General features: G+C 63.0%; 22 protein-coding genes. 14 read left to right on the top strand and 8 right to left on the bottom strand.

Annotated elements, in window-relative coordinates:
- Nucleotides 1-293: 293 nt before the first annotated feature.
- The 4 genes from R5R73_RS17000 (at nucleotide 294) to R5R73_RS17015 (ending at nucleotide 4,478) form a co-directional block, all read left to right on the top strand.
- Nucleotides 294-926 carry an OmpW/AlkL family protein gene (locus R5R73_RS17000; RefSeq protein WP_071230864.1) on the top strand — a complete coding sequence of 211 codons (633 nt, stop codon included), beginning with the start codon at nucleotides 294-296 and terminating at the stop codon, nucleotides 924-926.
- Between the two features lie 307 nt (nucleotides 927-1,233).
- Nucleotides 1,234-3,315, top strand: coding sequence for an FUSC family protein (locus R5R73_RS17005; protein WP_071230865.1), 2,082 nt, complete (start codon nucleotides 1,234-1,236; stop codon nucleotides 3,313-3,315).
- A complete protein-coding gene (locus R5R73_RS17010; RefSeq protein WP_071230866.1) occupies nucleotides 3,305-3,520 on the top strand; it encodes a DUF1656 domain-containing protein in 216 nt (71 codons plus the stop codon). The genes R5R73_RS17005 and R5R73_RS17010 overlap by 11 nt, the downstream gene beginning before the upstream one ends.
- A 13-nt stretch (nucleotides 3,521-3,533) precedes the next feature.
- The gene (locus tag R5R73_RS17015) at nucleotides 3,534-4,478 is read left to right on the top strand and encodes an efflux RND transporter periplasmic adaptor subunit (protein WP_071230867.1); all 945 of its coding nucleotides are present in this window, start codon (nucleotides 3,534-3,536) and stop codon (nucleotides 4,476-4,478) included.
- 89 nt (nucleotides 4,479-4,567) lie between these two features.
- Here the strand turns inward: R5R73_RS17015 and R5R73_RS17020 are convergent, their stop codons facing one another.
- Entirely contained in the window at nucleotides 4,568-5,704 is a 1,137-nt protein-coding gene (locus tag R5R73_RS17020) for a M42 family metallopeptidase (protein ID WP_071230868.1), read from the bottom strand.
- A 134-nt stretch (nucleotides 5,705-5,838) separates the two neighbouring features.
- Nucleotides 5,839-7,197, bottom strand: a complete 1,359-nt coding sequence (locus R5R73_RS17025; RefSeq protein ID WP_071230869.1) for a Na+/H+ antiporter family protein — start codon at nucleotides 7,195-7,197, stop codon at nucleotides 5,839-5,841.
- 352 nt (nucleotides 7,198-7,549) lie between these two features.
- Between R5R73_RS17025 and R5R73_RS17030 the strand changes: the two genes are divergently transcribed.
- The 3 genes from R5R73_RS17030 (at nucleotide 7,550) to R5R73_RS17040 (ending at nucleotide 10,090) form a co-directional block, all read left to right on the top strand.
- Nucleotides 7,550-7,912, top strand: coding sequence for a hypothetical protein (locus R5R73_RS17030; RefSeq protein ID WP_071230870.1), 363 nt, complete (start codon nucleotides 7,550-7,552; stop codon nucleotides 7,910-7,912).
- 244 nt (nucleotides 7,913-8,156) lie between these two features.
- Nucleotides 8,157-8,885: a hypothetical protein gene (locus R5R73_RS17035; protein WP_322528138.1), complete on the top strand. Its 729-nt coding sequence runs from the start codon at nucleotides 8,157-8,159 to the stop codon at nucleotides 8,883-8,885.
- Nucleotides 8,882-10,090 (top strand): sulfotransferase, encoded by a 1,209-nt coding sequence (locus R5R73_RS17040; RefSeq protein ID WP_322528139.1) that lies wholly within the window; start codon nucleotides 8,882-8,884, stop codon nucleotides 10,088-10,090. Before R5R73_RS17035 ends, R5R73_RS17040 begins: the two co-directional genes overlap by 4 nt.
- Nucleotides 10,091-10,349: 259 nt before the next feature.
- On the opposite strand, the gene R5R73_RS17045 is transcribed toward R5R73_RS17040, so the two are convergent.
- Nucleotides 10,350-11,999 carry a glucan biosynthesis protein gene (locus R5R73_RS17045; RefSeq protein WP_322528140.1) on the bottom strand — a complete coding sequence of 550 codons (1,650 nt, stop codon included), beginning with the start codon at nucleotides 11,997-11,999 and terminating at the stop codon, nucleotides 10,350-10,352.
- Nucleotides 12,000-12,251: 252 nt separating this feature from the next.
- On the opposite strand from R5R73_RS17045, the gene R5R73_RS17050 reads away from it, so the two are divergent.
- The gene (locus R5R73_RS17050; protein ID WP_322528141.1) at nucleotides 12,252-13,508 is read left to right on the top strand and encodes an alpha-hydroxy acid oxidase; all 1,257 of its coding nucleotides are present in this window, start codon (nucleotides 12,252-12,254) and stop codon (nucleotides 13,506-13,508) included.
- A 54-nt stretch (nucleotides 13,509-13,562) separates the two neighbouring features.
- Here the strand turns inward: R5R73_RS17050 and gloA are convergent, their stop codons facing one another.
- Complete coding sequence (gloA, locus tag R5R73_RS17055; protein ID WP_322528142.1) at nucleotides 13,563-14,096, bottom strand: lactoylglutathione lyase; 534 nt, start codon at nucleotides 14,094-14,096, stop codon at nucleotides 13,563-13,565.
- A gap of 227 nt (nucleotides 14,097-14,323) precedes the next feature.
- Between gloA and R5R73_RS17060 the strand changes: the two genes are divergently transcribed.
- Nucleotides 14,324-14,893, top strand: a complete 570-nt coding sequence (locus tag R5R73_RS17060) for a C40 family peptidase (protein ID WP_322528143.1) — start codon at nucleotides 14,324-14,326, stop codon at nucleotides 14,891-14,893.
- A 147-nt stretch (nucleotides 14,894-15,040) separates the two neighbouring features.
- Entirely contained in the window at nucleotides 15,041-15,736 is a 696-nt protein-coding gene (locus tag R5R73_RS17065) for a peroxiredoxin (protein ID WP_282097191.1), read from the top strand.
- A gap of 140 nt (nucleotides 15,737-15,876) precedes the next feature.
- Here the strand turns inward: R5R73_RS17065 and R5R73_RS17070 are convergent, their stop codons facing one another.
- Both R5R73_RS17070 and R5R73_RS17075 read right to left on the bottom strand, forming a co-directional pair.
- Nucleotides 15,877-16,875, bottom strand: a complete 999-nt coding sequence (locus tag R5R73_RS17070) for a glycine betaine ABC transporter substrate-binding protein (RefSeq protein ID WP_322528144.1) — start codon at nucleotides 16,873-16,875, stop codon at nucleotides 15,877-15,879.
- 61 nt (nucleotides 16,876-16,936) lie between these two features.
- A complete protein-coding gene (locus tag R5R73_RS17075; RefSeq protein ID WP_322528145.1) occupies nucleotides 16,937-17,143 on the bottom strand; it encodes a hypothetical protein in 207 nt (68 codons plus the stop codon).
- Between the two features lie 212 nt (nucleotides 17,144-17,355).
- Between R5R73_RS17075 and R5R73_RS17080 the strand changes: the two genes are divergently transcribed.
- Nucleotides 17,356-17,910, top strand: a complete 555-nt coding sequence (locus tag R5R73_RS17080) for a flavin reductase family protein (RefSeq protein ID WP_322528146.1) — start codon at nucleotides 17,356-17,358, stop codon at nucleotides 17,908-17,910.
- 25 nt (nucleotides 17,911-17,935) lie between these two features.
- Here the strand turns inward: R5R73_RS17080 and R5R73_RS17085 are convergent, their stop codons facing one another.
- Nucleotides 17,936-18,967 carry a histone deacetylase family protein gene (locus tag R5R73_RS17085; RefSeq protein ID WP_322528147.1) on the bottom strand — a complete coding sequence of 344 codons (1,032 nt, stop codon included), beginning with the start codon at nucleotides 18,965-18,967 and terminating at the stop codon, nucleotides 17,936-17,938.
- A gap of 384 nt (nucleotides 18,968-19,351) precedes the next feature.
- Nucleotides 19,352-19,687: a FitA-like ribbon-helix-helix domain-containing protein gene (locus tag R5R73_RS19315; protein ID WP_416221199.1), complete on the bottom strand. Its 336-nt coding sequence runs from the start codon at nucleotides 19,685-19,687 to the stop codon at nucleotides 19,352-19,354.
- A gap of 181 nt (nucleotides 19,688-19,868) precedes the next feature.
- Here R5R73_RS19315 and R5R73_RS17090 point away from each other — a divergent pair, with 181 nt between their 5' ends.
- The 3 genes from R5R73_RS17090 (at nucleotide 19,869) to R5R73_RS17100 (ending at nucleotide 22,695) form a co-directional block, all read left to right on the top strand.
- Complete coding sequence (locus R5R73_RS17090; protein WP_322528148.1) at nucleotides 19,869-20,495, top strand: HAD family hydrolase; 627 nt, start codon at nucleotides 19,869-19,871, stop codon at nucleotides 20,493-20,495.
- Between the two features lie 332 nt (nucleotides 20,496-20,827).
- Entirely contained in the window at nucleotides 20,828-21,763 is a 936-nt protein-coding gene (locus R5R73_RS17095; protein WP_322528149.1) for a metal ABC transporter substrate-binding protein, read from the top strand.
- Nucleotides 21,760-22,695 carry a manganese/iron ABC transporter ATP-binding protein gene (locus R5R73_RS17100; protein ID WP_322528150.1) on the top strand — a complete coding sequence of 312 codons (936 nt, stop codon included), beginning with the start codon at nucleotides 21,760-21,762 and terminating at the stop codon, nucleotides 22,693-22,695. Before R5R73_RS17095 ends, R5R73_RS17100 begins: the two co-directional genes overlap by 4 nt.
- Nucleotides 22,696-22,781: the final 86 nt, after the last annotated feature.

Raw genomic sequence — 22,781 nt, forward strand, 5'->3', positions numbered from 1 at the left:
ACACCACTTTCTATTGAACTATATGGTAAAAACGTGCCAACACCTATCCCCCCTTTCAAAAACAAATAGTTAATCATTTTTGTCTCTTGTCATGTGATAAACCTCGAAGCTCTGTGCACCAAAGTTGCTCCATCTTGAGTCCATCTGCACCAAAATGGATCGCTCAAAGACGACCTTGCGGCAAATAACCACACGAACAATAAGGTTATTACGCATATGCTGACATCATCGTCTTCGAGGCTACCGCTGCCGAGGCGAGTCAATGTCAGTCACAAGGACAAGGGAGCATCATCATGAACACGATCCTTCGCCGCTTCTCCGTCGCCGGGATGGCGCTGGTCACCGCGCTGGGCGCCGGCAACGCCTTTGCCTATGGTGCCGGTGATTTGTTCACCCATTTCGGTATCGCCAAGGTTTCGCCCAAGAGCGACAATGGCCACTTCGATGGTCTGGGCATGGATGTCGATGTCGACGACGACACCGGCTTCGCCTTCACGCTGGGTTACCGTTTTCTCGACAAGTGGGGCGTCGAACTGCTGGCCGCCGAACCGTTCGAGCACGATATCAACCTGAACGGCAACGAGATGGCCTCGACCAAGCATCTGCCACCGACACTGACGCTGCAGTACTATCCGCTCGGTGGCACCCAGTCGCGGGTGCAGCCCTACATCGGCGCGGGCGTGAACTACACCCATTTCTCCGATGAAGACCTGGACGGCGGCAGCCTCGATCTCGACGACTCCTGGGGCGCTGCCGGCCAGTTGGGGGTGGACCTGTTGATCGACGATCACTGGTCGATGAACGCCGCCGCCTGGTATATCGACATCGACTCCGACGCGACCGCCGAGGTCGGTGGCCAATCCTATGACACCACCGTTCACATCGACCCCTGGGTGGTGATGGGCGGCATCGGTTACCGTTTTTGAAGCCGCCGTATTCGGACCCAAACCGGTAATCTCATGGCCACCACTCGGTGGCCATTTTTCGTTCTCCCCCTCCGTACCGTCCAACCTTTCTGGCGCTTCCACCTGGAACCGGCTGTTCTGCGCAAGCTGTTCTGCACAAAGCTATAGACATAGGTCGAAGACAATGTGATCATTCGCAGCCTAACTTTTATGGCGCTTTGATACGCATCCATCGCGCTTCAATACACTGCCCCGTGGAATGAATGTCCCGTGGATGTGTCCATGGACATGCCCCGTGGATGCCCGCATTCACGGGTTTTGGTCATTTATGATTCGAATTCCTGCCGATCACTGGTTACTGGCGTTGCGAACGGTGCTGGCCGTCTGGCTGGCACTGTTCCTGTCCATGCGCCTCGATCTCTACCAGCCTGCCTGGGCCATTCTGGCGGTGATGATCGTGACCCTGCAGCCGGTCATGTTCACCGGCGGTACGCCGCCGATCGGCATCATTATCGGCCGCAGCCTGGCGCGCCTGTTCGGCACGCTGTTCGGCGCTATCGTCGGCCTGGTGCTAATCGCGCTGTTCGGCCAGCAGCCGATGCTCTATCTGCTGTTTGCCGGCGCGTGGCTGGCCTTCTGCATGTACTGGGTCATACTCGAGCAGGACGAGTATCTCGGCTACGTGATGATGCTCAGCGGCTACACCTCGACGCTGGTGTCGCTGACCGCGATCGGTACCGGCATCGAGAATGTCTGGTCCGTGGCGCAGGGGCGCTTCACCGAAACGGCACTGGGAATCGGCTGTGGGCTGCTGATGCACGTGGTCATTGCCCCGCGTTATGGCAGTCATGCCCTGCCGAGCGCGCTTTCCCGGTTTCTCTCGCAGGCCGCTACCGAAACGCTGGCGACGCTCGCCGAACCTCGCGCTCGCGACGATCGCGACGCCCAGTTGAAGACACTGTTCCAGCATTATCAGCAGTTCGAGAAGCTGCGCGGGCTGACGCGGCTGGAAACCCGCCGTCTGAGCCATTTCATCCCCGCGCTGGATCGCTTCGCCAGCGATAGCCTGGCGCTGATTACCGCCGTCCGTGAGCTGGAAACGGCACTGGACTATCTGCGCGACTGTGACGACGGCGAGCGCTGGCTTTCGCAGTTGACCCGGCAGGTCGTTCCCCTGCTGCAGGAAATCGAACAACGACCGGATGGCGAGCCGAGCGAGCGGTTGCTGATGGCCGACTTCGAGTGGGACGAAGCGACGGTGGAGCCACGTACCCGCACCCGTGCCGAGCTGGTCCGCCAGCGTCTGGGCGAGGTGATCGGCTTACTACAGCATGGCCGTCGGCTACGCCATGCCTTGAATGATCCCGCTTCGTCGAAGATCAAGACATTGCCCCGCGAGCGCCGCTCCCGTGCCACCCACAATGAACACTTCATCGCCCGCTTCAACGCCTTTCGCGTATTCATCGCCTTCGAACTGCTGGGCCAATTCTGGATTCACAGTGGCTGGCATTCGGGCTATCTGGCAATGATGCTGCTTGGCGTGTTCACCATGCTGTTCGCCAAGGCTCCGAACCCGGCAGCCGTCGTCTATCAGTTTCTGTGGGGATCGATCGCGGCGGTATTTTTCGGCGGCATACTTCTGTTTCTCGTCATGCCGGCCATCAGTGGCTTTCCTCTGCTCGCCATTGCGGTCGCGGTTCCCGTGACCATCGGCACATTGCTCACGCCGCACCCACGCTGGTCCGCGATAGGGCTGGCCGGGGCCATCACGATGATGACGCTGCTCAATCTGCATTCGACCTACAACTTCGCGCCGACGAGTTACATCAATGGCGGACTCGCCTCGATCATCGGCACCATCGCGGCCATGGCGACCTATTCACTGTTGCGCCAACGCTCTGCCGGGGGGCGTATCAAAACGCTGATGGCAGCCTACTGGCGTGGCCTGGGCCGGCTGCTGCGGGAGAAGTCGCTCCCCAATCGCGCCCGCCTGGAAAGCCGCCTTTACGACCGCCTTGGCAAACTGGTTGCGCTGGGGGGCAGTGACCAGGCCATACGCGAAGCCATCGACCTCCATGCCATGGCGCTGTGCGTGTGGCGAATCCGGCGCCTGCGCGACGCGCTCGGCCCTCACCGCACGGAGATCGAAGCCTGGCTCGGCGACATCGGCGCTCGCGTGGTATCGCGCCGCCATCATGACCCGGCCGTCTGGCGCGAGCTGGCCGACGAGGCCATTGCCTGGGTCGAGCGGCTCTATCATGAAACCCGCCTGCCGATCGCCAGCATCGGCGAGATCGCCATGTTGGGGCATCTGATGCGCGCGGCGCCGGGCGTGGCACTCGAGACCCGCGCGGACGAAGAACACGATGCGCCCAAGGCAACCACCGGAGACACTCGACATGCTCGCTGAATGGTCGTTCCTGGGGTTCCTGATACCGCCGTTGACGGTGCCGGTATTGCTGGCCCTCGGGCTCTATCTGATCCTGCGGCGCGTGTTCGTGCGCCTGGGGCTCTATCACTGGTTCTGGCAACCAGTACTGCTGGATATCGCGATTTACGCTTTGCTGTTGTGGTCGGTACTCGCCCTGACGGGCTCGCTGCCGATCGCTGGATGAGGAAAAGACCTTCATGAATTGGCCTACCGGACTCCGCAAGACCCTGCGGCTACTGTTGACCATCGCTCTGGTGATTGCCGCGATCGTCGCCGTTGCCCAGATCTGGGATCACTACATGCACGACCCGTGGACCCGCGACGGTCGCGTTCGTGCCGATGTGGTCAACCTCGGCACCGATGTCGCCGGCCTCGTCGACAGTCTCGAGGTGCACGACAACCAGCTGGTGAAAAAAGGCGATGTGCTATTCACCATCGACCAGCAGCGTTACCAGTTGGCGCTGAACGAAGCCAGGGCCAATCTCAACCAGTTGACGCAGCAGCGCGACGAAGCACAGGCCGCCAACAGCCGTCGCCAGCGTCTGAAGAATTACGTCTCCCAGGAGGACAAGGACAACGCCCGCTTCGCACTGGCCACGGCCCAGGCCGCCGTCGAACAGGCGAAAGTCGAGGTCAACCAGGCCGAGCTGGATCTGGAACGCGCCACCGTTCGCGCACCGGTCGACGGCTACGTCACCAACCTGCTGCTGCGCCCCGGGCAATACGTGACCGTAGGCACCGATGCCATGACCCTGGTGGATGCCAAAAGCTTCTACGTGCTGGGCTACTTCGAGGAGACCAAGCTCGACAGCATCGATGTCGGCGCGCCCGTTCGGGTCCAACTGCTCTCCAGCGACGAGCCCATCTGGGGGCATGTCGACAGCTTCGCCCGCGGTATCAGCGACAGCAGCCTGAGCAGCCAGGAAAACGGGCTAGCCTCGGTCAACGCCTCGTTCGACTGGGTACGCCTTTCCCAGCGCATTCCCGTGCGCATCGCGCTGGATGACATTCCCGAAGGCACCAAGCTCTCCGCCGGCCTCACCGCCACGGTCTATCTCGACAGCGACCGCCAGGGCCGCGAGCAGGCGCCAGACTGGTGGAAGCCGATTCGCCAGTGGTGGGAAGGATTGATCAGTATCTGAGCCCTACGAAAGCGCCCCGACGATCGCTCGTCGGGGCGCGGGCAGCGGGGTAAACGCCGCTCAATCGAAGCCGTTCAATCGAAAGCCATTCAATCGAAGTAGCTGAAGGTCTCGCCGGGCTTGATGTCGAGCAGGGCGTGGTAGATCAGCTCGATCACGTTCTCGACGTCCTGCTTGTGGACCATCTCGACGGTGGTGTGCATGTAGCGCAGCGGCAGCGAGATCAGCGCCGAGGCGACGCCGGAATTGCTGTAGGCGAAGGCGTCGGTATCGGTGCCGGTGGCCCGCGAACGCGGCAGGCGCTGGAACGGGATCTTCTGCTCCTGGGCGACCTTGATCAGCCGCTCGCGCAGCTTGTTCTGGATCGCCGGGGCGTAGCAGATCACCGGGCCGTCGCCGATCTTGTTGGCGCCTTCGCGCTTGGGCTCGATCATCGGCGTCGAGGTGTCGTGGCTGACATCGGTGACGATGGCGACGTTGGGGTTCAGGCGCTCGGCGATCATCTCCGCGCCGCGCAGGCCCACTTCTTCCTGCACCGCGTTGACGATGTAGAGGCCGAAATCGAGCTTTTGCTTGCGCGCCTTCAGCAGCCGCGCCACTTCCGCGATCATGAAGCCGCCGATACGGTTATCGATGGCGCGGCAGACCAGCTTGTCGCCGTTGAGGACGAAGAATTCGTCGGGATAGGTGATCACGCAGCCGACGTGAACGCCAAGCGCCTCGACCTCGTCCCTGGTGCTCGCGCCGACATCGATGAAGATGTTGTCGAGCTCCGGCGGCTTCTCCTTCGGCCCCTGACGGCGGGTATGGATCGCCGGCCAGCCGAACACGCCCGGCACGATGCCGTTGTCGGTATGGATGTTGACCCGTTTTGAGGGCGCGATCTGATGGTCGCTGCCGCCGTTGCGGATGACGTAGATCAGGCCGTTGTCGGTGATGTAGTTGACGTACCAGGAGATCTCGTCGGCGTGACCCTCGATCACCACCTTGTACTCGGCTTCCGGATTGATCACGCCGACGGCGGTGCCGTAGGTGTCGGTAATGAATTCATCCACGTAGGGGCGCAGATACTCCATCCACAGCTTCTGGCCTTCCCACTCGTAGCCGGTGGGCGAGGCATTGTTGAGATAGCGCTCCAGAAACGTCATCGCATCCGCGTCGAGCGGCGCTGCGTTGCGCTTGGTCGTCTTGGTATTCTTGGGCGTTTTATCAGCGCTTTTGCTCATCTCGAGCTCCTTGTTTCAGGCAATGTGTTTCCGCTAATAGTCAGCCAGCTTAACAGGCACCACCCGCCAACGCTGCTCTTCGCATCCCCGAAGCCGGCTCTCGCTTCCCGTTTCCCGCCGCTCGAAGCCCGAGGTCAAAGCACCATCGCCGCGATCCAGCCAAAGATCAGCAGCGGCACGTTGTAGTGCAGGAAGGTCGGCACCACGCTGTCCCAGATATGGTCGTGCTGGCCGTCGGCATTGAGCCCGGCGGTCGGCCCCAGGGTGGAATCCGAGGCCGGCGAGCCGGCATCGCCCAGCGCTGCCGCCGTGCCGACGAGCGCAACGGTCGCCAGCGGCGAAAAGCCGAAGCTCAGCGCCAGCGGCACGTAGAGCGAGGCGATGATCGGAATGGTCGAGAACGAGGAGCCGATCCCCATGGTGATGAACAGGCCTACGAGCAGCATGATCAGCGCGGCCAGGCCCTTGTGATCGCCGATCATCGCCGCGGAGCTGGTCACCAGGCTGTCCACCGAGCCGGTCGCCTGCATCACGCCGGCGAAACCGGCCGCCGCGATCATGATGAAGCCGACCTGCGCCATCATCCGCATGCCTTCGGTAAACACGTCATCCTGATCCCGCCAGCGGAACACGCCGCTCAGCGACAGCAGCGCGAAGCCGAACAGACCGCCCAGCACCATCGAATCCGTCAGCAGCTGGACGACCACGGTGCCGATCAACGACGCGGCCAGCACGATCTTCTGCCAGCCGCGAAGGGATCGATCGGCGCCGGACGACGCGGACTCCTCGCTGTCCTGCTGGCCTACCAGCGGCCGGTCTTCGTAGGTGCGCTGGCGGCGATAGCTGAAAAAGACGGCAACGAGCAGGCCCAACGCCATGCCGCCGATCGGGATCGCCATCGCCAGCGGCACCTGGGCCGCCTCGATCTGCAGGCCGAATTCCGCACCGCTGGCGTTGAGATTGTTGAGCAGAATGTCGTTGAGAAAGATCGCTCCGAACCCGACCGGCAACAGCATGTAGGGCGCCGTGATCCCGAAGGTAATGACGCAGGCCACCGCGCGGCGATCCAGCCGGAGCCGGTTCATCAGCGCCAGCAGCGGCGGCACCAGGATCGGAATGAAGGCGATGTGGACGGGAATCAGGTTCTGCGAGCTGATCGCCGCCAGCAGCAGGCAACCCAGCAGGGCCAGTACCACGCGGCGCTGGCGCAGGCCGGAGCCCTCGAGATGAAATCGCCGGACGGCGCGGCGGGCCAGCCCCTGGGTGATGCCGGAGCGTGACAGGGCTACCGCGAACGCCCCCAGCACCGCGTAGGAGATCGCCACCGTCGCCCCATTGCCCAGCCCGTCGTTGAAGGCATCGAGAATCCCGCCAAGCGGCATGCCGGCATACAGCCCGCCCACGAGCGCCGCGACGATCAGCGCAAACACCACCGAGACCCGCGCCAGACTCAACGTGACCATTATCAGAATGGCCAGCACTACAGCATTCATGCATCGCCCCATTTCAAACCGTGAACCATGCCTGCCGAGCGCAGCCGGCAGACGAAGCCGCCGATGATATCGGCCCAGTCGGCGAACGCCAGAAAAATTCCGGAAGCGAGAACCGGCCGACCATAAAACTCACGGTTACCCAGCTCACTCTTGATTACAAAATGCCGCCAATGTCGGCGAACGTGCTAACAAAAAACCTCATTCAATTTCCGGCTGACGCCGCTTAAGCTGAACCGACCATAATGATCGACGCCACAAGCGTCGGCTGGAGTGGCCCCACGTGACGACATCGACGTCGGGGTGCCCTCGGGGTGATTGAAGGGGCTGATTCAGCCACTGAGAGGTAACCGTCATGACTCGACCGACCCAACGACACGCCACACGCCTGCCGACCGTCCTCATCGCCATCGGCGCTACCCTGCCACTCGCCGCGGAAGCCTATGTGGGCCCGGGCGCGGGGCTGAGCCTGCTGACCGCGCTGTGGGGCATCATCGCCGCGATTGGCATGGCGCTGTTCTTCGTCATCATGTGGCCGATCCGGCGCATGCGGCGCCGACGCAAGGCCGAAGCCGCCGCCTCGGCGGAACGCGGCGCGGCCGAGAGCGGTTCGAGCACGGCCCAGGCCCGCACCGCGCAGGATCCGGAGTCGCCACCGACCACCACCCGCGTCGAGGAGAGCCAGCGCGGAGCGCCCCACGCCGGACATCGCTCCTAGCCGCGTCACGCCTTGGCAATACCATCCCTTTAATACCCGCAAAGCGGGCCGGCACGGCGTCGCCGTCGGCCCGTCTCTTCCAGCAAGCCTGGGGTTGGAAGCCCGGGGTTGGAAGCCTGGGGTTGGAAGCTTGAGTTTAGAAGCCTGGATTCAAATGCCCGCGTTGCGCGCTCGTCATCCTGCCGGGGCATTCGGCTCCGGTAGCCAGTGACGCGCGGACGATGGGCTGGTGTCAGGAGGACACATGGGATTACTGGATCTGCCCGATCCGATCTTCGCCGCCATCGATGGCGGGATGGAAAGCGTCCTGCCCGCCACGCTGCGGCTGGTGGTATGGGCGGCGATCGCCGGTGTCGGCACGCTGTTCCTGTATCGGCTGGTGTCACCGCAAGGCAGGATCGCCAATGCCAAACGGGAAGCGCGCACGGCGCGCAGGCGACTCAATGACTTCGATGGGGAATTCAGCGATGCCGGCCCGCTGATTCGCGACCAGTTCATCAGCGCCTTTCGGCATCTCGGGCTGGTGTTTCTGCCCACGCTCGTCTCGATCCTGCCGCTGCTGGCGCTACTGACCTGGCTGGAAAGCCACTACGCCCACGCGCTGCCGGCAGAGGGTGTGACGCCCTCCGTGGAAGTGACTCCGCAAAACAGCGACACCCCCTACGACGCGCGATGGACTCGGGAAGGCAGTGGTTTGCGAGTGATCGTCAACGACGCCAGCAGCGAGCTGGCCAACGTTGCCATGACTGCCCCTATCCCGGTGATCGAAAAGCGCCATTGGTGGAACTGGCTGGCCGCCAACCCGCTGGGCTACCTGCCGGCGGAGAGCCCCATCGAGCGCATCACCTTCGACCTGCCCCAACCCGAATATCTGTCGTTCGGGCCGGGCTGGATGCGCCATTGGCTCGCCATTTTCTTTCCGATCATGACGATCGTGTCTCTTCTCACTTATCGCTGGGCGAAAATCGAATGAGCACCTCGGATTCCGACAATTCGACCTCTCGGCCGGTCGAATCCCGCAACGCAGGTACCGGCAACGCGAGCACTGGCCCGGCCGCCAGCGGCAAGGTCAGCGACCCCGGCTTCGTGGTGCCCGGCTGGATGCACTGGCTGGGGGGCTGGATTCACCGCAAGCCCGGCACCTGGATCAAGCTCGGCAACCTGGAAACGCGAGCGGTGCAGGATGCGATCGCCGATAGACGCGTGGATCGCCCCGTCTACGTCGCCGGCCTCGCCCGCTCCGGCACGACCATTCTGCTCGAGCATCTCGCCTCCCACCCCGCCGTGGCGACCCATCGCTACGTCGATTTTCCGCCGCTGCTGACGCCCTACTGGTGGAACCGCTGGCTGGCGCTGGTCCCTCAGTCACAGAAACAGGGCCAGGAGAAGGCGCAGGAGCGCGCCCACAAGGACGGCATCGAAGTGACCTCGCAGAGCCCGGAGGCGTTCGAGGAGATGCTGTGGATGGCGTTCTTTCCAGAGACCCACGATCCGACCCAGAGCTCGGTGAAAGGACGCCATGCCGAGCATCCCGCCTTCGAGCGCTTCTACGACGAACATATCCGCAAGCTGCTTACGGTGCGCAAGCGCCAGCGCTACGTCGCCAAGGGCAACTACAACCTGGTGCGGCTGGGCTATCTGCACCGGCTCTATCCGCAGGCGAAGTTCGTGGTGGTGGTTCGCGACCCGGTCTGGCACATCGCCTCGCTGATGAAGCAGCAGGCGCTATTCGTGGCCGGCGAGACCAGCGAACCACGCGCGCTGGAGCACATGCGCCGGGTAGGGCACTACGAGTTCGGTCTCGACCGGCGGGCGATCAACGTGGGTAACGACGAGGAAACCCGGCGCATCACCGCGCTGTGGGAAGCCGGCAATGAAGTCGAGGGATGGGCGCGCTACTGGGCCGCCATCTATGCTCACGTCGCCGATACGCTCGACAACGATCCCGAGCTGCGCAAGGCGTGTCTCGTCGTGCGCTACGAAGATCTCTGCGGCACGCCTCGCGAGAGCCTGCAGGCGGTTTTCGACCATGCCGAGCTCGAACTCGAGCCGCAAGCGCTGGAAGAAGCCGCCAGCGGCCTGCACGCGCCGACCTACTACAAGCCCAGGTTCAGCGATGCGGAAGTGGCGACGATCGCCGAGATCACCGGCCCCGTCGCGGCGCGGTTCGGGTACTAGTCGCGGGCTTCGGGCTGCGCAGGTTCGTGGCGCGGTGAAAGTGGCGCTAACGACACCTGAAAGAAACGGGGCGGCCAGATGGCCGCCCCGTGGGTTTTTGCAGATTTGCGTCTGGCCTAGGTTTTGTCTGAAAAGTCGTCGAGCGAAGGTCAGACAAGGCAAAAATCGGTGAAAAGACGGAGTTTACGCGGTGTAAATGAGTACTTTGAGCCGATTTTTAACGCCGTATGGCCGAGCGCAGGCAGTTTTCAGACAAAGCCTAGCTTGCCGGATGCGCCGGATACTCCCGCTCCTCCGGCGGCGTCGGGAAGTACTGGTAGAGCCAGGTCTCGCTCACCGTCTTGCCGTCGGCGGTCAGGTTCAGGCGCATGTTGATCGGATCGGTGGAGTCGCTGGTCGGGTACCAGTCGAACTGGATACGGAAGCCTTCGATCTCCTTGACCCACAGGATATCGAGCTGCTTGACGTCGCCTTCCGGCACGTCGAGCTGAGTCTTGATATCGATATCGTTGTCGTAGAAGTACTTGAGCTCACCACCGACGAAATCCACCGCGATGCGCTTGGCCCAGACTGTCGGGTAGTGCTCTCCCGGCGCCCAGCCCTCGGGGAAGCCGCCGATGCCGGTGAACGTCTTGCGGACGCGCGCCAGCTCGGGCTTCACCGGCGGCTGTGCGCTCCAGTAGAGCTTGTAGCCGTAATTGAGCTCCTGCCCCGGCTCGATCGCCTTTTCCGGCTTCCAGAACGCGACCACGTTATCCATGGTCTCCCCGGTGGTGGGAATCTCCAGCATCTGGATCTCGCCCTTGCCCCACTGCCCCTTCGGCTCGACCCACAGGCTGGGGCGCTTGTGGTAGTTGGCGACGATATCCTCGTAGCTCTTGAAGTCGTGATCGGTCTGCAGCAGCCCGAACCCCTTGGGATTGTCGTCGCCGAAGGTGTTGAACTGGACCCGCGGCGGATTGTTGAGCGGCCGGCAGACCCACTCGCCGTTGCCGAGCCACATCGACAGCCGGTCGGAGTCGTGGATCTGCGGGTGGAAGGTCAGGCACATGTCGCGCTGCTGGGTGCCGCAGCTGAACATGCTGGTCATCGGCGTGATGCCGAGCTGGGCGATCGACTCGCGCGGATAGAGGTGCTTGTCGATGTCCATCACCACGCGCTCCTCCTCGCAGTGAATGACGAAGCGATAGGCACCGGCCAGGCTCGGCGAATCGAGCAGCGCATAGGCGGTGAAGGTCGTCGAACCCGGCTTGGGCGTCTCGAACCAGAAGCGGGTGAATGCCGGGAATTCCTCGGTCTTGCCGTCGGTATAGGTGTTGACCGCCACGCCGCGTGCCGAAAGGCCGTACTGATAGGTGTCGTCGACGGCCCGGAAGTAGCTGGCACCGAGGAAGGAGACGATGTCCCGCTCGGTCAGCGACGGCTCCTTGAACACGCGGAATCCGGCGAAGCCGAGATCGCTCTGCCCCTCGAGCTGGGAGACATCGACACCGGCCCTGGCGTATTCGAACAGGTCGGGACGGAAATGGATCTCCTTGGCCTGCTGGGTCTGCGGGTCGATGGAGTACATCCGGACCGGCTGGTTGAACCCCATGCCGACATGGAAGAACTGGATGTCCAGCGGGCCATTCATGCTATTCCACAACGAATGGTCGGGATCGTAGCCGATGGCGTTGTAGTTCTGTGGCGTGAGATTGGCCAGGGTCGGCGGCAGTTTCTCGACGTCGCTCTGATACGCCTTGGCGGCCAGATCGCGGGCGAAGCCCTGCAGCCAGTCGAAACTGAAAGCCGCCGCCTCGCCGTCGGCGATATCGCTAGTGGCGCGCGCCGCCGCAAATAGTGGCGCCGAGGGCAGGCCGTACCAGGCAGCCAGGGCAATCGCGCTTTTCAGCACACTTCTACGATCCATGAACACCCCTTCCTTTGTGTGTCGGCAGTCGAATTGGCAGCATACCCGATCATCGCGAATCGGGCTGCACCGAAGAGAATCGTTCATCAGACGCCCTCGCGCCGAGCAGGTTCCCCTGGCCGAATCGCGACTCACCTGGTGACGGCCAGGCCACCTTTCACCCCGCCCTTGGTGGCATCGTCGACGAATGCATGGCGTGCTAACGTCGAGAGTATCGGGACGCCCTGATCCCTGCCGATATCGAGAGGTTTCGTGAAACGTCGCTACTCCTCCCACTATGCCTGGCGCCGCGCGCAGAGCATCGATGAACTCGCCTGGATGGCGCGCCAACGTCTCCCGGCCTTCGCCTGGGAGTATGTCCACGGCGGTTCCGAGGACGAAACCACGCTCGGCGACAACCGTCGCGCCTTCGCCGCCTGGGGCTGGCAACCGCGCACGCTGGTCGATGTCGAGGCCAGAGACAGCCGTACCCGACTGCTGGATGGCCCTGCCGAACTGCCGCTGGCCATCGCTCCCACCGGCTACAACGGCATGCTGTGGCGGGATGGCGATATCGCCCTGGCACGGGCCGCGGCCAGTCGTGGCATCCCCTTCACGCTCAGCACGGTCTCCTGTGCCAGCCTGGAAACCCTCGCCGCCGCCGTGCCGGACGCGCGGCTGTGGTTTCAGCTCTATGTGCTGGACGACGAAGCCGTGCGCAACGACATGCTCGAACGCGCCAGGAACGTCGGCGTCGAGACGCTGATGGTGACGACGGACACCGTCGTGCTGGGGCGCCGCGAATGGGATTCGAGAAGCTACCTCAACCCCCGGCGCCTGGCGTGGCCTTACCTGCTGGATGCCGGCCTGCATCCGCAATGGGCCTATCGCGCGCTCTGGCCTCAGGGGCTGCCGACGCTGGGCAATCTGGTGAAGTATCTGCCCAGGGAGCAGCAGAGCGCGGGCAGCGCCGCCGGCTATATCAATCAGCGCATGACGCGCCGGCTGACCTGGGAAGTGCTGGCCGACATTCGCGAACGCTGGCCCGGCAAGCTGTTGATCAAGGGGATTCTCAACGCCGAGGATGCACTCGAGGCCAAGCGCATCGGCGCCGACGGCGTGGTCGTCACCAACCACGGCGGGCGCCAGCTCGACGGCGCGCCAGCGACGCTCGATGCTTTGCCCGAGGTCGTCGACGCGGTGGGAGATTCGATGCACATACTGCTGGATAGCGGCATCCGGCGCGGCAGCGACATCGCCAAGGCCGTGGCACTGGGCGCCGAGGGCGTGCTGTGCGGGCGCGCGACCCTCTACGGCCTCGCCCTGGGCGGAGAGGCCGGCGCGGCCCATGCCATAGACCTGCTCAAGGATCAGTTGCATAACCTGATGGCCCAGCTCGGCCGACCCACGCTCGCCCAGCTCGATGCCAGCTGCCTGCGGCGCTCCCCTTATGCCTCGACCCGAGGCGACTCGCCCCAACGCCCGAGCGATGCCCTGCCGGGTGGGGAGACGCCGGGTGACGTGCCCTAGGCGTCTCGAGCTACTTCGAACAAAAAAGCGATGACGGCAGGAGCCGTCGAACGACTAGGCTCCCAGCCCTTTCGACAGCGAGGGCTGCACGACCTCGATCCAGTAGCCGTCGGGGTCCTTGACGAAGATCACGTTCTTCATCTTGCCCTGATCCGAACGCTTCTTGAATTCGACATCGTTGGCATCGAACCACTGCTCCGCCGCCGCGAGATCCGGCACCGAGAAGCAGATATGCCCGAAGCCCTGCGGCTCGGCGTTGCCGTCGTGATACGAAAGCTCGGGATTTTCTTCGCTGCCCCAGTTATGGGTCAGCTCCAGCACGCCCTTCTGGGAGAAGGTGTAGGCGGTGCGCTCGCCGTCATCCTCGGGGATCGCGTCGGCGTCATCGACACGCGCCAGGAAATAGAGCGTGAACTGCATCTCTGGGAAGTCGAGCTTGCGCAGCAGACGCATGCCGAACACCCGCGTGTAGAAGGAAAGCGAAACTTCGGGGTCCTTGGCGCGCAACATGGTGTGGTTGAACACGAAGCCTCGCGTTTCCGTCGGGGCGGCTTGCACGCCGGGAACCTGGTCTTCGGCAATGGACATGGGATCCTCCTGTGGGTCCGGATGACGATATCGACAGACAGCCGAAACGCCGATGGGCGACACCAGACAGTGGGGGCAACCTCTGCCGCTCTCAAGCGTCGCGGTTCCCGCCCTCGGTTCGAAGAGAATCACGACGACCGCATACCGAAACGCCTGAACCGGACGACTTTGCAGCACCGGGCACCTGCTCTACACTCGGTTGAAACCGGCAGACAGGGCCCGCGGGCATGGCGACAGGCACCACCACCCACCATTTCTCTCGATTCACCGCGGCGCGGCAGACTCCCTCGACCCGATCAAATCGCCAGGCAACGCTCTCCCACCCGGGCCTGCTGTTCATCGGCCTGTTCCTGCTGCTGCTCGCCGGTTGCAGTACCCAGAAGGCGATCGTCACCCGCGACGATGGCCCGGCCATCGATGGCAACAACCTCTCCATCGATCGCATTCTGGTGATGTCGGCGGCCAAGGAGGCGCTCGGCACGCCTTATCGTTGGGGCGGCACCACGCCCAGCGGCTACGACTGCTCGGGCCTGGTCCAGATGGCCTACGGCAAGATCGGTATTTCGTTGCCACGCACCTCCAACGAGCAGTTCCACGCCCTCGACGAGATCGATGTCGCCCGGCCCGGCGACCTGCTGTTCTTCGGCTCCGGCAATCGCGCGACCCATGTCGGCATCTACATGGGCGATCGCCAGATGATCCACGCTCCCGGTAGCGGCCGCACGGTCAGCGTTTCGTCGCTGGATATTCGCTACTGGCGCCAGCACTACCTGGGGGCGGCCGCGCCAGCGAATTGACCCGAACGCGACGGCGAAGGGAAAAACGGACTCGCCCTTGAGATATCGGGCCTTGGCTACCACGTTATAGGTAGGTCATTCACACATCACGAGCGTTGGCATGTCGTTAGTGCTATCGATTGTTTCACGACACTGCTCTCGCCCGTCATGATAAGCACTCGACTCGAGGCTTCGCACAGAAGCCGTCAACGGCAACAGGAGAAAGTCATGGCTTTGCAACTTGGCGATACCGCTCCCGATTTCACCCAGGAAAGCACCGACGGCCCGATCAATTTCCACGAGTGGGCCGGCGACAGTTGGGTCATTCTGTTTTCTCACCCGGCCGATTTCACGCCGGTCTGCACCACCGAGCTGGGGGAAGTCTCGCGCCTCAAGCCGGAATTCGAGCGTCGCAACACCAAGGCGATCGGCCTTTCCGTCGACCCGCTCGACGATCACACCCGCTGGGTCGGCGACATCGAGGAAACCCAGGGCTGCGGGCTCAACTTCCCGCTGCTAGCCGACGCCGACCGCTCGGTGAGCGAGGCCTACGGCATGATTCACCCCAACGCCAGCGGTACCAATACCGTGCGCTCGGTGTTCATCATCGACCCGGCCAGGAAGGTGCGCCTGACGATCACCTATCCGCCCAGCACCGGCCGCAACTTCGCCGAGATCCTGCGCGTGCTGGACAGCCTGCAACTGACCGACAGCCACAAGGTCGCCACGCCGGTCAACTGGCAGGACGGCGACGACGTGATCATCGTGCCTTCGATCGACAACGAGAAGGCCAAGGAACTCTTCCCCAACGGCTGGGACGAGAAGAAGCCTTACCTGCGCGTCACCAAGCAGCCGAACAAGTGACCGCGGCGGCATCGCGTCAGTGACGCAGCCGATGCCAAGCAGAAGCGACGACGCCCGCATTCCTCGAGAGGAATGCGGGCGTTTTTGATGACGAGCGCGGTATGGTGGAAATATGGGGTGGAAAGAAGGTGAGCTGACGCTCAACCGTCGTCGTCCGCCGCCAGCCAACCGTCGACCAGCTCTCGATTGTCGTCGATCCATTGCGCAGCGCCTTGGTCAGGATCGCCGGTTTTTTCGATCTCCAACATCAGCGTGGAAAGCTGCTCCGGCGTCATGTGCCAGGCATCCAGCATCGCGGCGACGCCCGGATGCGATTCATCGAAGCCTTTTTCGGCGAGCCATTTGACCTGCTGGCCAGAAACCAGTGCGCCCTTGGGATCGTCCAGAATCTTGAGGTCGTATTTCGCAAAGACCCAATGCGGCTGCCAGAGCGTCAGCGCGATCGGCTCCTTGCGGCGGTAAGCTTCCTCGAGCTGGGCCAACATTGCCGTTTCGCTACTGCTCAACTGACGAAAAGGCAACGAATACTGCTCGATCGCCGCATCGGTTTCATCCGAGATGGTGGCGCCGGGGCCGATACCAAAGATGGTCGGCTGGCCCTGGTAGGTGAAATCCTCCTCGCGCTCGGCCAGATCGGCGACGCTGTCGATTCCCTCGACGTAGCTCGGCACGACAAGCGTGTCGCGCGCATCGTCGTACCAAGTTTCGTGGAGCTCGACATCTTGCGAGTAGCGATCGACATAGGTCTGATCGCTGGGAATCCATACCTCAAGAAACAGATCGATATCCCCACTGGCCAGACCGCCGAAGAGAAGCGGCTTGGAGATTTCGCTGAGCTCGACGTCGATGTTTTTCTCTGCCAGCAATTGCTGCCACATGTTGGACACGGCCACATTCTCGGCCCAGTTGTTGGTACCGAGGGTGACGCTATCCGCCGCAGCGACCTGGGCGGCCGCACTAAAGAAGACAGCGCCGATCAGGGCGATTTTGATGGGTTGCATGGAAATCCTGTCATTGGCGTCGGGGGCGTCGTCACCGTAGGCAGAACACGATTGCCACGGCTGGCTTTCATCATAGCCGACGTGGGTGGTCGCACGATGTCGAACCTGACCACTAACGACATAAAAAAGCAGCGACATAAAAAAGAACCCGGCCTGAGCGGCCGGGTTCGTGGATATCGACGCGTCGAGATCGCGTGCGTCAGCAGCGCGTGCACTGCTTCAGGGTTTCGGCATCATCGCACTCGCGGCGAGGCGTTCGTCGCGGCACTCTGGGCGTCTGATGCGGCGGATGAAGCAGCGCATTCGAGCGGATCAGCGTCATCAGCATGGCGCGCACCACGTGCGCGAGCACGTAGACAACCACTGCCATAACGATCAACGCCTTGATGCGCCCTGAAATCTTCACGCTGCTTCTCCTTGAGTCGGGGGTGCCTGTCGTCCGGGGGGATGGCAGCTAGGATAGAACCACACGAATGTGACGAAAAATTGAAGGCATCGATAGCCGATATACGAGTCATCGATGTCAGTGATCACGGATTTCAGTAATCACAGATGCCGGTGAACATCGACGCCGGTGATCTATGCTGGAACCACCGTATCGGCAAAAAGGCACCACTCTTGAGACCAAACAGAACCGACTTCCCGCTGGATCAATGCCGCTGCCACCTGGAAACCGGGCCGATCGTACTGGTCGGTTCTCAGTGGCAGGGCGAACGCAATCTGATGGTGATGGGCTGGCACATGATGCTCGGCTTCTCGCCGGCCCACTTCGGCTGCCTGATCAGCGCCGGCAACCATAGCCACCGGCTGGTGCGGGAAAGCCGAGAATGCACGATCAACGTGCCGACGCTGGAACTCGTCGATGCCGTGGTAGGCGTGGGCAACAGCGATGGCGATGAACTCGACAAGTTCGACGCCTTCGGGCTGACACCGGTTTCAGGCGGAATCGTCTCGGCGCCGCTGGTGGCGGAGTGCTATGCCAGCTTCGAATGCCGGCTGGTCGACGACAGCCAGATCGACCGCCACAAGCTGTTCATCTGGGAAATCGTCAAGGCCCACGTCGACACCTCTATCGAACTCCCCCGGACGCTCCACTACCGTGGCCACGGCCGCTTCATGGTCGCCGGCGACGAGATCGACCGATCGAGGGATTTCCGGGCGCAGAATCTCTAGGCGGCTATCTTACGAAACCAATCTGTCAGCGCTCCAACAACCCCTCGAAGAAGCTCACTGCGTTGGCTTCGAGCCCTTCCAGGTAGTAGCCGCCCTCCTGCACGATCAGCGTTGGTAACCCGAGACCGGAGATCTCGCGCCCAAGCTGGCCGAAGCCCGGCGTGGAGACCGACACCCTGGCCTGGGGGTCCTTCTCGTGGATATCGAAGCCCAGCGCCAGTACCAGCGCGTCCGGTTCGAACAGGCGGATGGCCTGGCAGGCTTCTTCGAGGCGGTCGAAGAACACCGCTTCCGGGGAGCCGTGGGGCATCGGCAAATTGAGGTTGTAACCCAGCCCCGCGCCGCGCCCGCGCTCGTTCTCGAAGCCGGTGACCGCCGGGTAGAAGTTGGTGGTGTCGCCATGGATCGAGATGTACATGACGTCATCGCGCTCGTAGAAGATCTCCTGCACGCCCTGACCGTGATGCATGTCGGTGTCCAGCACGACGACGCGCGGATAGCGTGAGGTCAGATGCTGCGCGGCAATGGCGGCGTTGTTGAGAAAGCAAAAGCCCCCGGCGGAGTCGATGCCGGCGTGGTGCCCCGGCGGGCGCGACAGCGTATAGGCGAAGCGGTCGCCCGCCAGCAGCGTTTCGGCCCCGGCCACCGCGCTCTGTGCCGCCCAGTAGGCGGCCTGCCAGGTGTGCTTGCCCACCGGCGCGCTGCCATCCGCCAGATAGCGCGCGGCCTCGGCGAGGATTCCGCGCAGCGCGTTGGGCGAACGCACGAAGATGCTGGAGATCACCTCCTCGCCCCAATCTTCGCCCCCGTTCTCGCTGACATCGTGCCAGCGCCGATAGGCGCTCTCGAGAAAGCGCAGATACGGCAGCGAATGCACCGCCCGCAGCGGCGCGACTCCGTGGTCCTTGGGTGCCTGAGTCTCGAAGCCGAGCCGCCTGGCCGCCGCCAGCAAATGTTCGGCGCGGTCGCGCACTTCCTGGGGCTTGCGCATCTTGCCGCGCGAGAAATAGATCTGCGGTTGGTGCAACAGTTGATCGTCGTGAAAGAATGTCTTCATCGATGTTGTCCTTGTTGTTCCGCCATCCATCTCGAACTCAATAACCCGCGTGGCGATCCACCAGGCTCGCCGGTAATCGATCTTCGTCCAGTCGCGCCATCGGCATCGCCCAGCAGCGGATAGTGGAGATGTTTCGGGAGAGAGAAGCCCTGAGTGCGGTGACTTCGGGCAACCGAATCGCACCAGCGCCCATGCGCTATCGCAATGGCCGCTCGTAAGCCGCGGCCCGCTATCGAACGGAAGAATACGGCCGGCGAAATCTTCCTCGAACATGGCCGCCGCCATTGCCGAGAAATCACGCTTGCGCCTGCCCTCGGGCAACCGTTCGATACCGTAGAGGATTTCCGCGACGGTGATCGAGCAGATCGTCACCGCGTCCGCGTTCTAGCGATCCAGCCACTCGACGACCCGCAAGTCCGGCGCGGGCCGCATCAGCTCGGAGAGCACGTTGGTATCCAGCAGGATCATGTGTCGAGTCCTGGGTCGCGCGGTCTGTCGGACCGGTTCGGCAATTCCAGTTCGACGCCCTTCGCTTCGCCAAACCGCCTCCGTATACGGCTTCCCAGGCCTTCCTGTGGCGCCCGACTCAGGGCACCACGCCGAATGATACGCGCCTCTTCTTTCCATGGAATGACCATGGCTGGCCGCCTGCATGCGGAGCTGAGCCTTCAATTGCTCGTCTAGGTTACGGATAGTGATCGATGCCATGAGACCTCCCATGGATGATATCAATGATAGCACTCGCTGCTACCACATATAGCTCGGGCCACGGCTTGCCGGGAACGTGAGCGTCGGCGCGAATACGGAACATGAGAACCCCCAGTATTCGAACACATTCGACGCAGACCGGCTTCGGCATGCGAAGATGGGCACGATCGATCCCTTATCAGAAGAGGCTGCCATGACGCTATCGAACGCCACGGATGCAAATTCCCCCAGCGTCAACCTTGCTCGCCTGACCCACTGGGTCTTCGACATGGATGGCACGCTGACCGTCGGCGTGCATGACTTTCCGGCGATCCGGCGCGAACTGGAGATTCCGGATGGCGCCGATATTCTGCATCACCTGGAGACGCTGCCCGCCGCCGAGCGCGACGCCAAGCACGCCTGGCTGCTCGAGCACGAACGGGAACTCGCCATGCGTTCGACTGCCGCGACCGGGGCGGTCGAACTGGTTCAGGCGCTCTGCGAGCGCGGCTGCCGCCTCGGCATTCTGACCCGCAACGCCAAGGAGCTGGCACACATCACGCTGGAAGCGATCGGCCTGGACGGCTGCTTTGCCGCCGACGAGGTGCTCGGTCGCGACGAGGCGCCGCCCAAGCCGCACGCCGGCGGGCTCGAGCATTTCATCCGCCGCTGGCAAGTGGCGCCCTCGCAGGTGGTGATGGTGGGCGACAGCCCGCTGGATCTCGAATGTGGTCGGGCCGCCGGTACCCGCACGATTCTGGTCAACGTGGCGGAGAACCGCTGGCCGGCACTCACCGATTGGCATCATCAGGATTGCCGGCAGCTGCTGGCACAACTCTGAGTTTCGATTCACGCAGGCGTGCGTCGCTCAGCGCGCGCTTCTTTTCCTTTACCGGCTCTTTCTTTACCGGCTCCGTGCCGGCTTGATGACTTTCCCCGCCCCACTTCTTGTCTCGCCTCGTTCTTCTCTTCGCGTCTGTCCTTTGCGTTTGTCGCCTTTGCTCGACTTCACAGCCGAATCAACCAGTGCTATACATCGAAACCAAGGGAATACTGTTTAACCAAGGTATAAGAAGCAATCGTGCTAACGGTTCGCTATCGAAGCAACGCAATAGCGGACGATATCGAATCCGCGGCTCTGCCGCCGTTTCCCTGTCGATCGAGGAAAGTCATATGCCGAGGCTGATGCACCGCCGCTGGATGGTCGTGGCGACCGCCGCGCTGGTTTTGCTGTCGATGTCCGCCAGCGCGCAGGACACCGGGAAAGACGTGAGCCAGGACAAGTTCAAGGCCGTGACCACCTTCACGGTGATCGCGGACATGGCGCAGAACGTGGCCGGGGACGCGGCCATCGTCGAGTCGATCACGCGGCCGGGCGCCGAGATCCACAATTACGCGCCGACGCCGCGCGACATCCTCCGCGCCCAGGATGCGGACATGATCCTGTGGAACGGGCTCGATCTGGAACGCTGGTTCGAACGCTTCTTCCGCAATCTCAGCGATGTCCCGAGCGTCGTCGTGTCTGATGGCATCGCGCCGATCGGCATCGCCGAGGGCCCCTACGATGGCAAGCCCAACCCGCATGCGTGGATGTCACCGACGAGCGCGTTGATCTACGTCGACAACATCCGCGATGCGTTCGTCGAGCACGACCCCGCCAATGCCGAGATCTACCGCAACAACGCCGAGCGTTACAAGCACGAGATCGAAGCTGCCTTCGCGCCCATCCGCGAGTCACTGGCGCGGATCCCGGAGCAGGATCGCTGGCTGGTGACGAGCGAAGGCGCATTCTCCTATCTGGCGCGGGATTTCGGCCTGAAAGAGCGCTATCTGTGGCCGATCAACGCCGATCAGCAAGGCACGCCACAGCAGGTTCGCGAGGTCATCGATGTGATCCGCGCCAACGACATTCCGACGATCTTCAGCGAGAGCACCGTCTCCGACAAGCCGGCGCAGCAGGTCGCCCGCGAGACCGGCATCCGTTACGGCGGCGTGCTCTACGTCGACTCCCTCAGCGAACCCGACGGCCCGGTGCCGACCTATATCGACCTGCTGCGCGTCACTTCGGAGACGATCGTGAAAGGCCTGACCCAGGGGGCTTCATCATGACGATTCATGCCGACACGACGGCCGAGACGACATTCGCCGGCCCCGAGCAGACGTCCATCGATCGTGAAGAGGCCGGCGCCGGCATCCGCGTCGTCGATGCCGCCGTGACCTACCGCAACGGTCATACCGCGCTGCGCGATACCAGCTTCGAGATTCCCACCGGCACGATCACTGCGCTGGTGGGCGTGAACGGTTCCGGCAAGTCGACGCTGTTCAAGGCGATCATGGGTTTCGTGCGCCTGGCCCGGGGCGAGATACGCGTGCTGGGCCTGCCAGCGCGCGAAGCGCTCAAGCGCAACCTGATCGCCTACGTGCCGCAGTCGGAAGAGGTCGACTGGAACTTCCCGGTGCTGGTCGAAGACGTGGTGATGATGGGGCGCTACGGCCACATGGGGATGCTGCGGATCCCCAAACGCGCCGACCACGAGGCGGTCGCCACCGCGCTGGCACGCGTCAACATGAGCGAGTTCCGTCAGCGCCAGATCGGCGAGCTATCCGGCGGCCAGAAGAAGCGCGTCTTCCTGGCCCGCGCGCTGGCCCAGGATAGCCGGGTGATCCTGCTCGACGAGCCGTTCACCGGCGTCGACGTCCAGACCGAGGATCAGATCATTCAACTGCTGCGCGAACTGCGCGCCGAGGGCCGCGTGATGCTGGTCTCGACCCACAATCTCGGCTCGGTGCCGGAGTTCTGCGACCGGACGGTGATGATCAAGGGCACGGTACTCGCCTACGGCCCCACCGACGAGATCTTCACCCAGCGCAACCTGGAACGCGCCTTCGGCGGCGTGCTGCGCCATTTCGTGCTCGATCAGTCCCAGCCGGCCGGCGCGCCACCCCACGCCGTGGGCGTGTTCACCGACGACGAGCGACCGCTGGTGCTGCAGAACGGCATCGCCGCGCGGCGCCAAGGCGGCGAGGGAGATCCCGGCTGATGGAGGCCCTGCTCATGCCAGCCGACCTGCTGCTGGAGCCGCTCGGCCAGCTAGTCGAACCCTTCGGCTATGGCTACATGCGCAAC

It is taken from the genome of Salinicola sp. LHM (assembly GCF_034479735.1).
GTDB classification, from domain to species: Bacteria; Pseudomonadota; Gammaproteobacteria; order Pseudomonadales; family Halomonadaceae; genus Salinicola; species Salinicola salarius.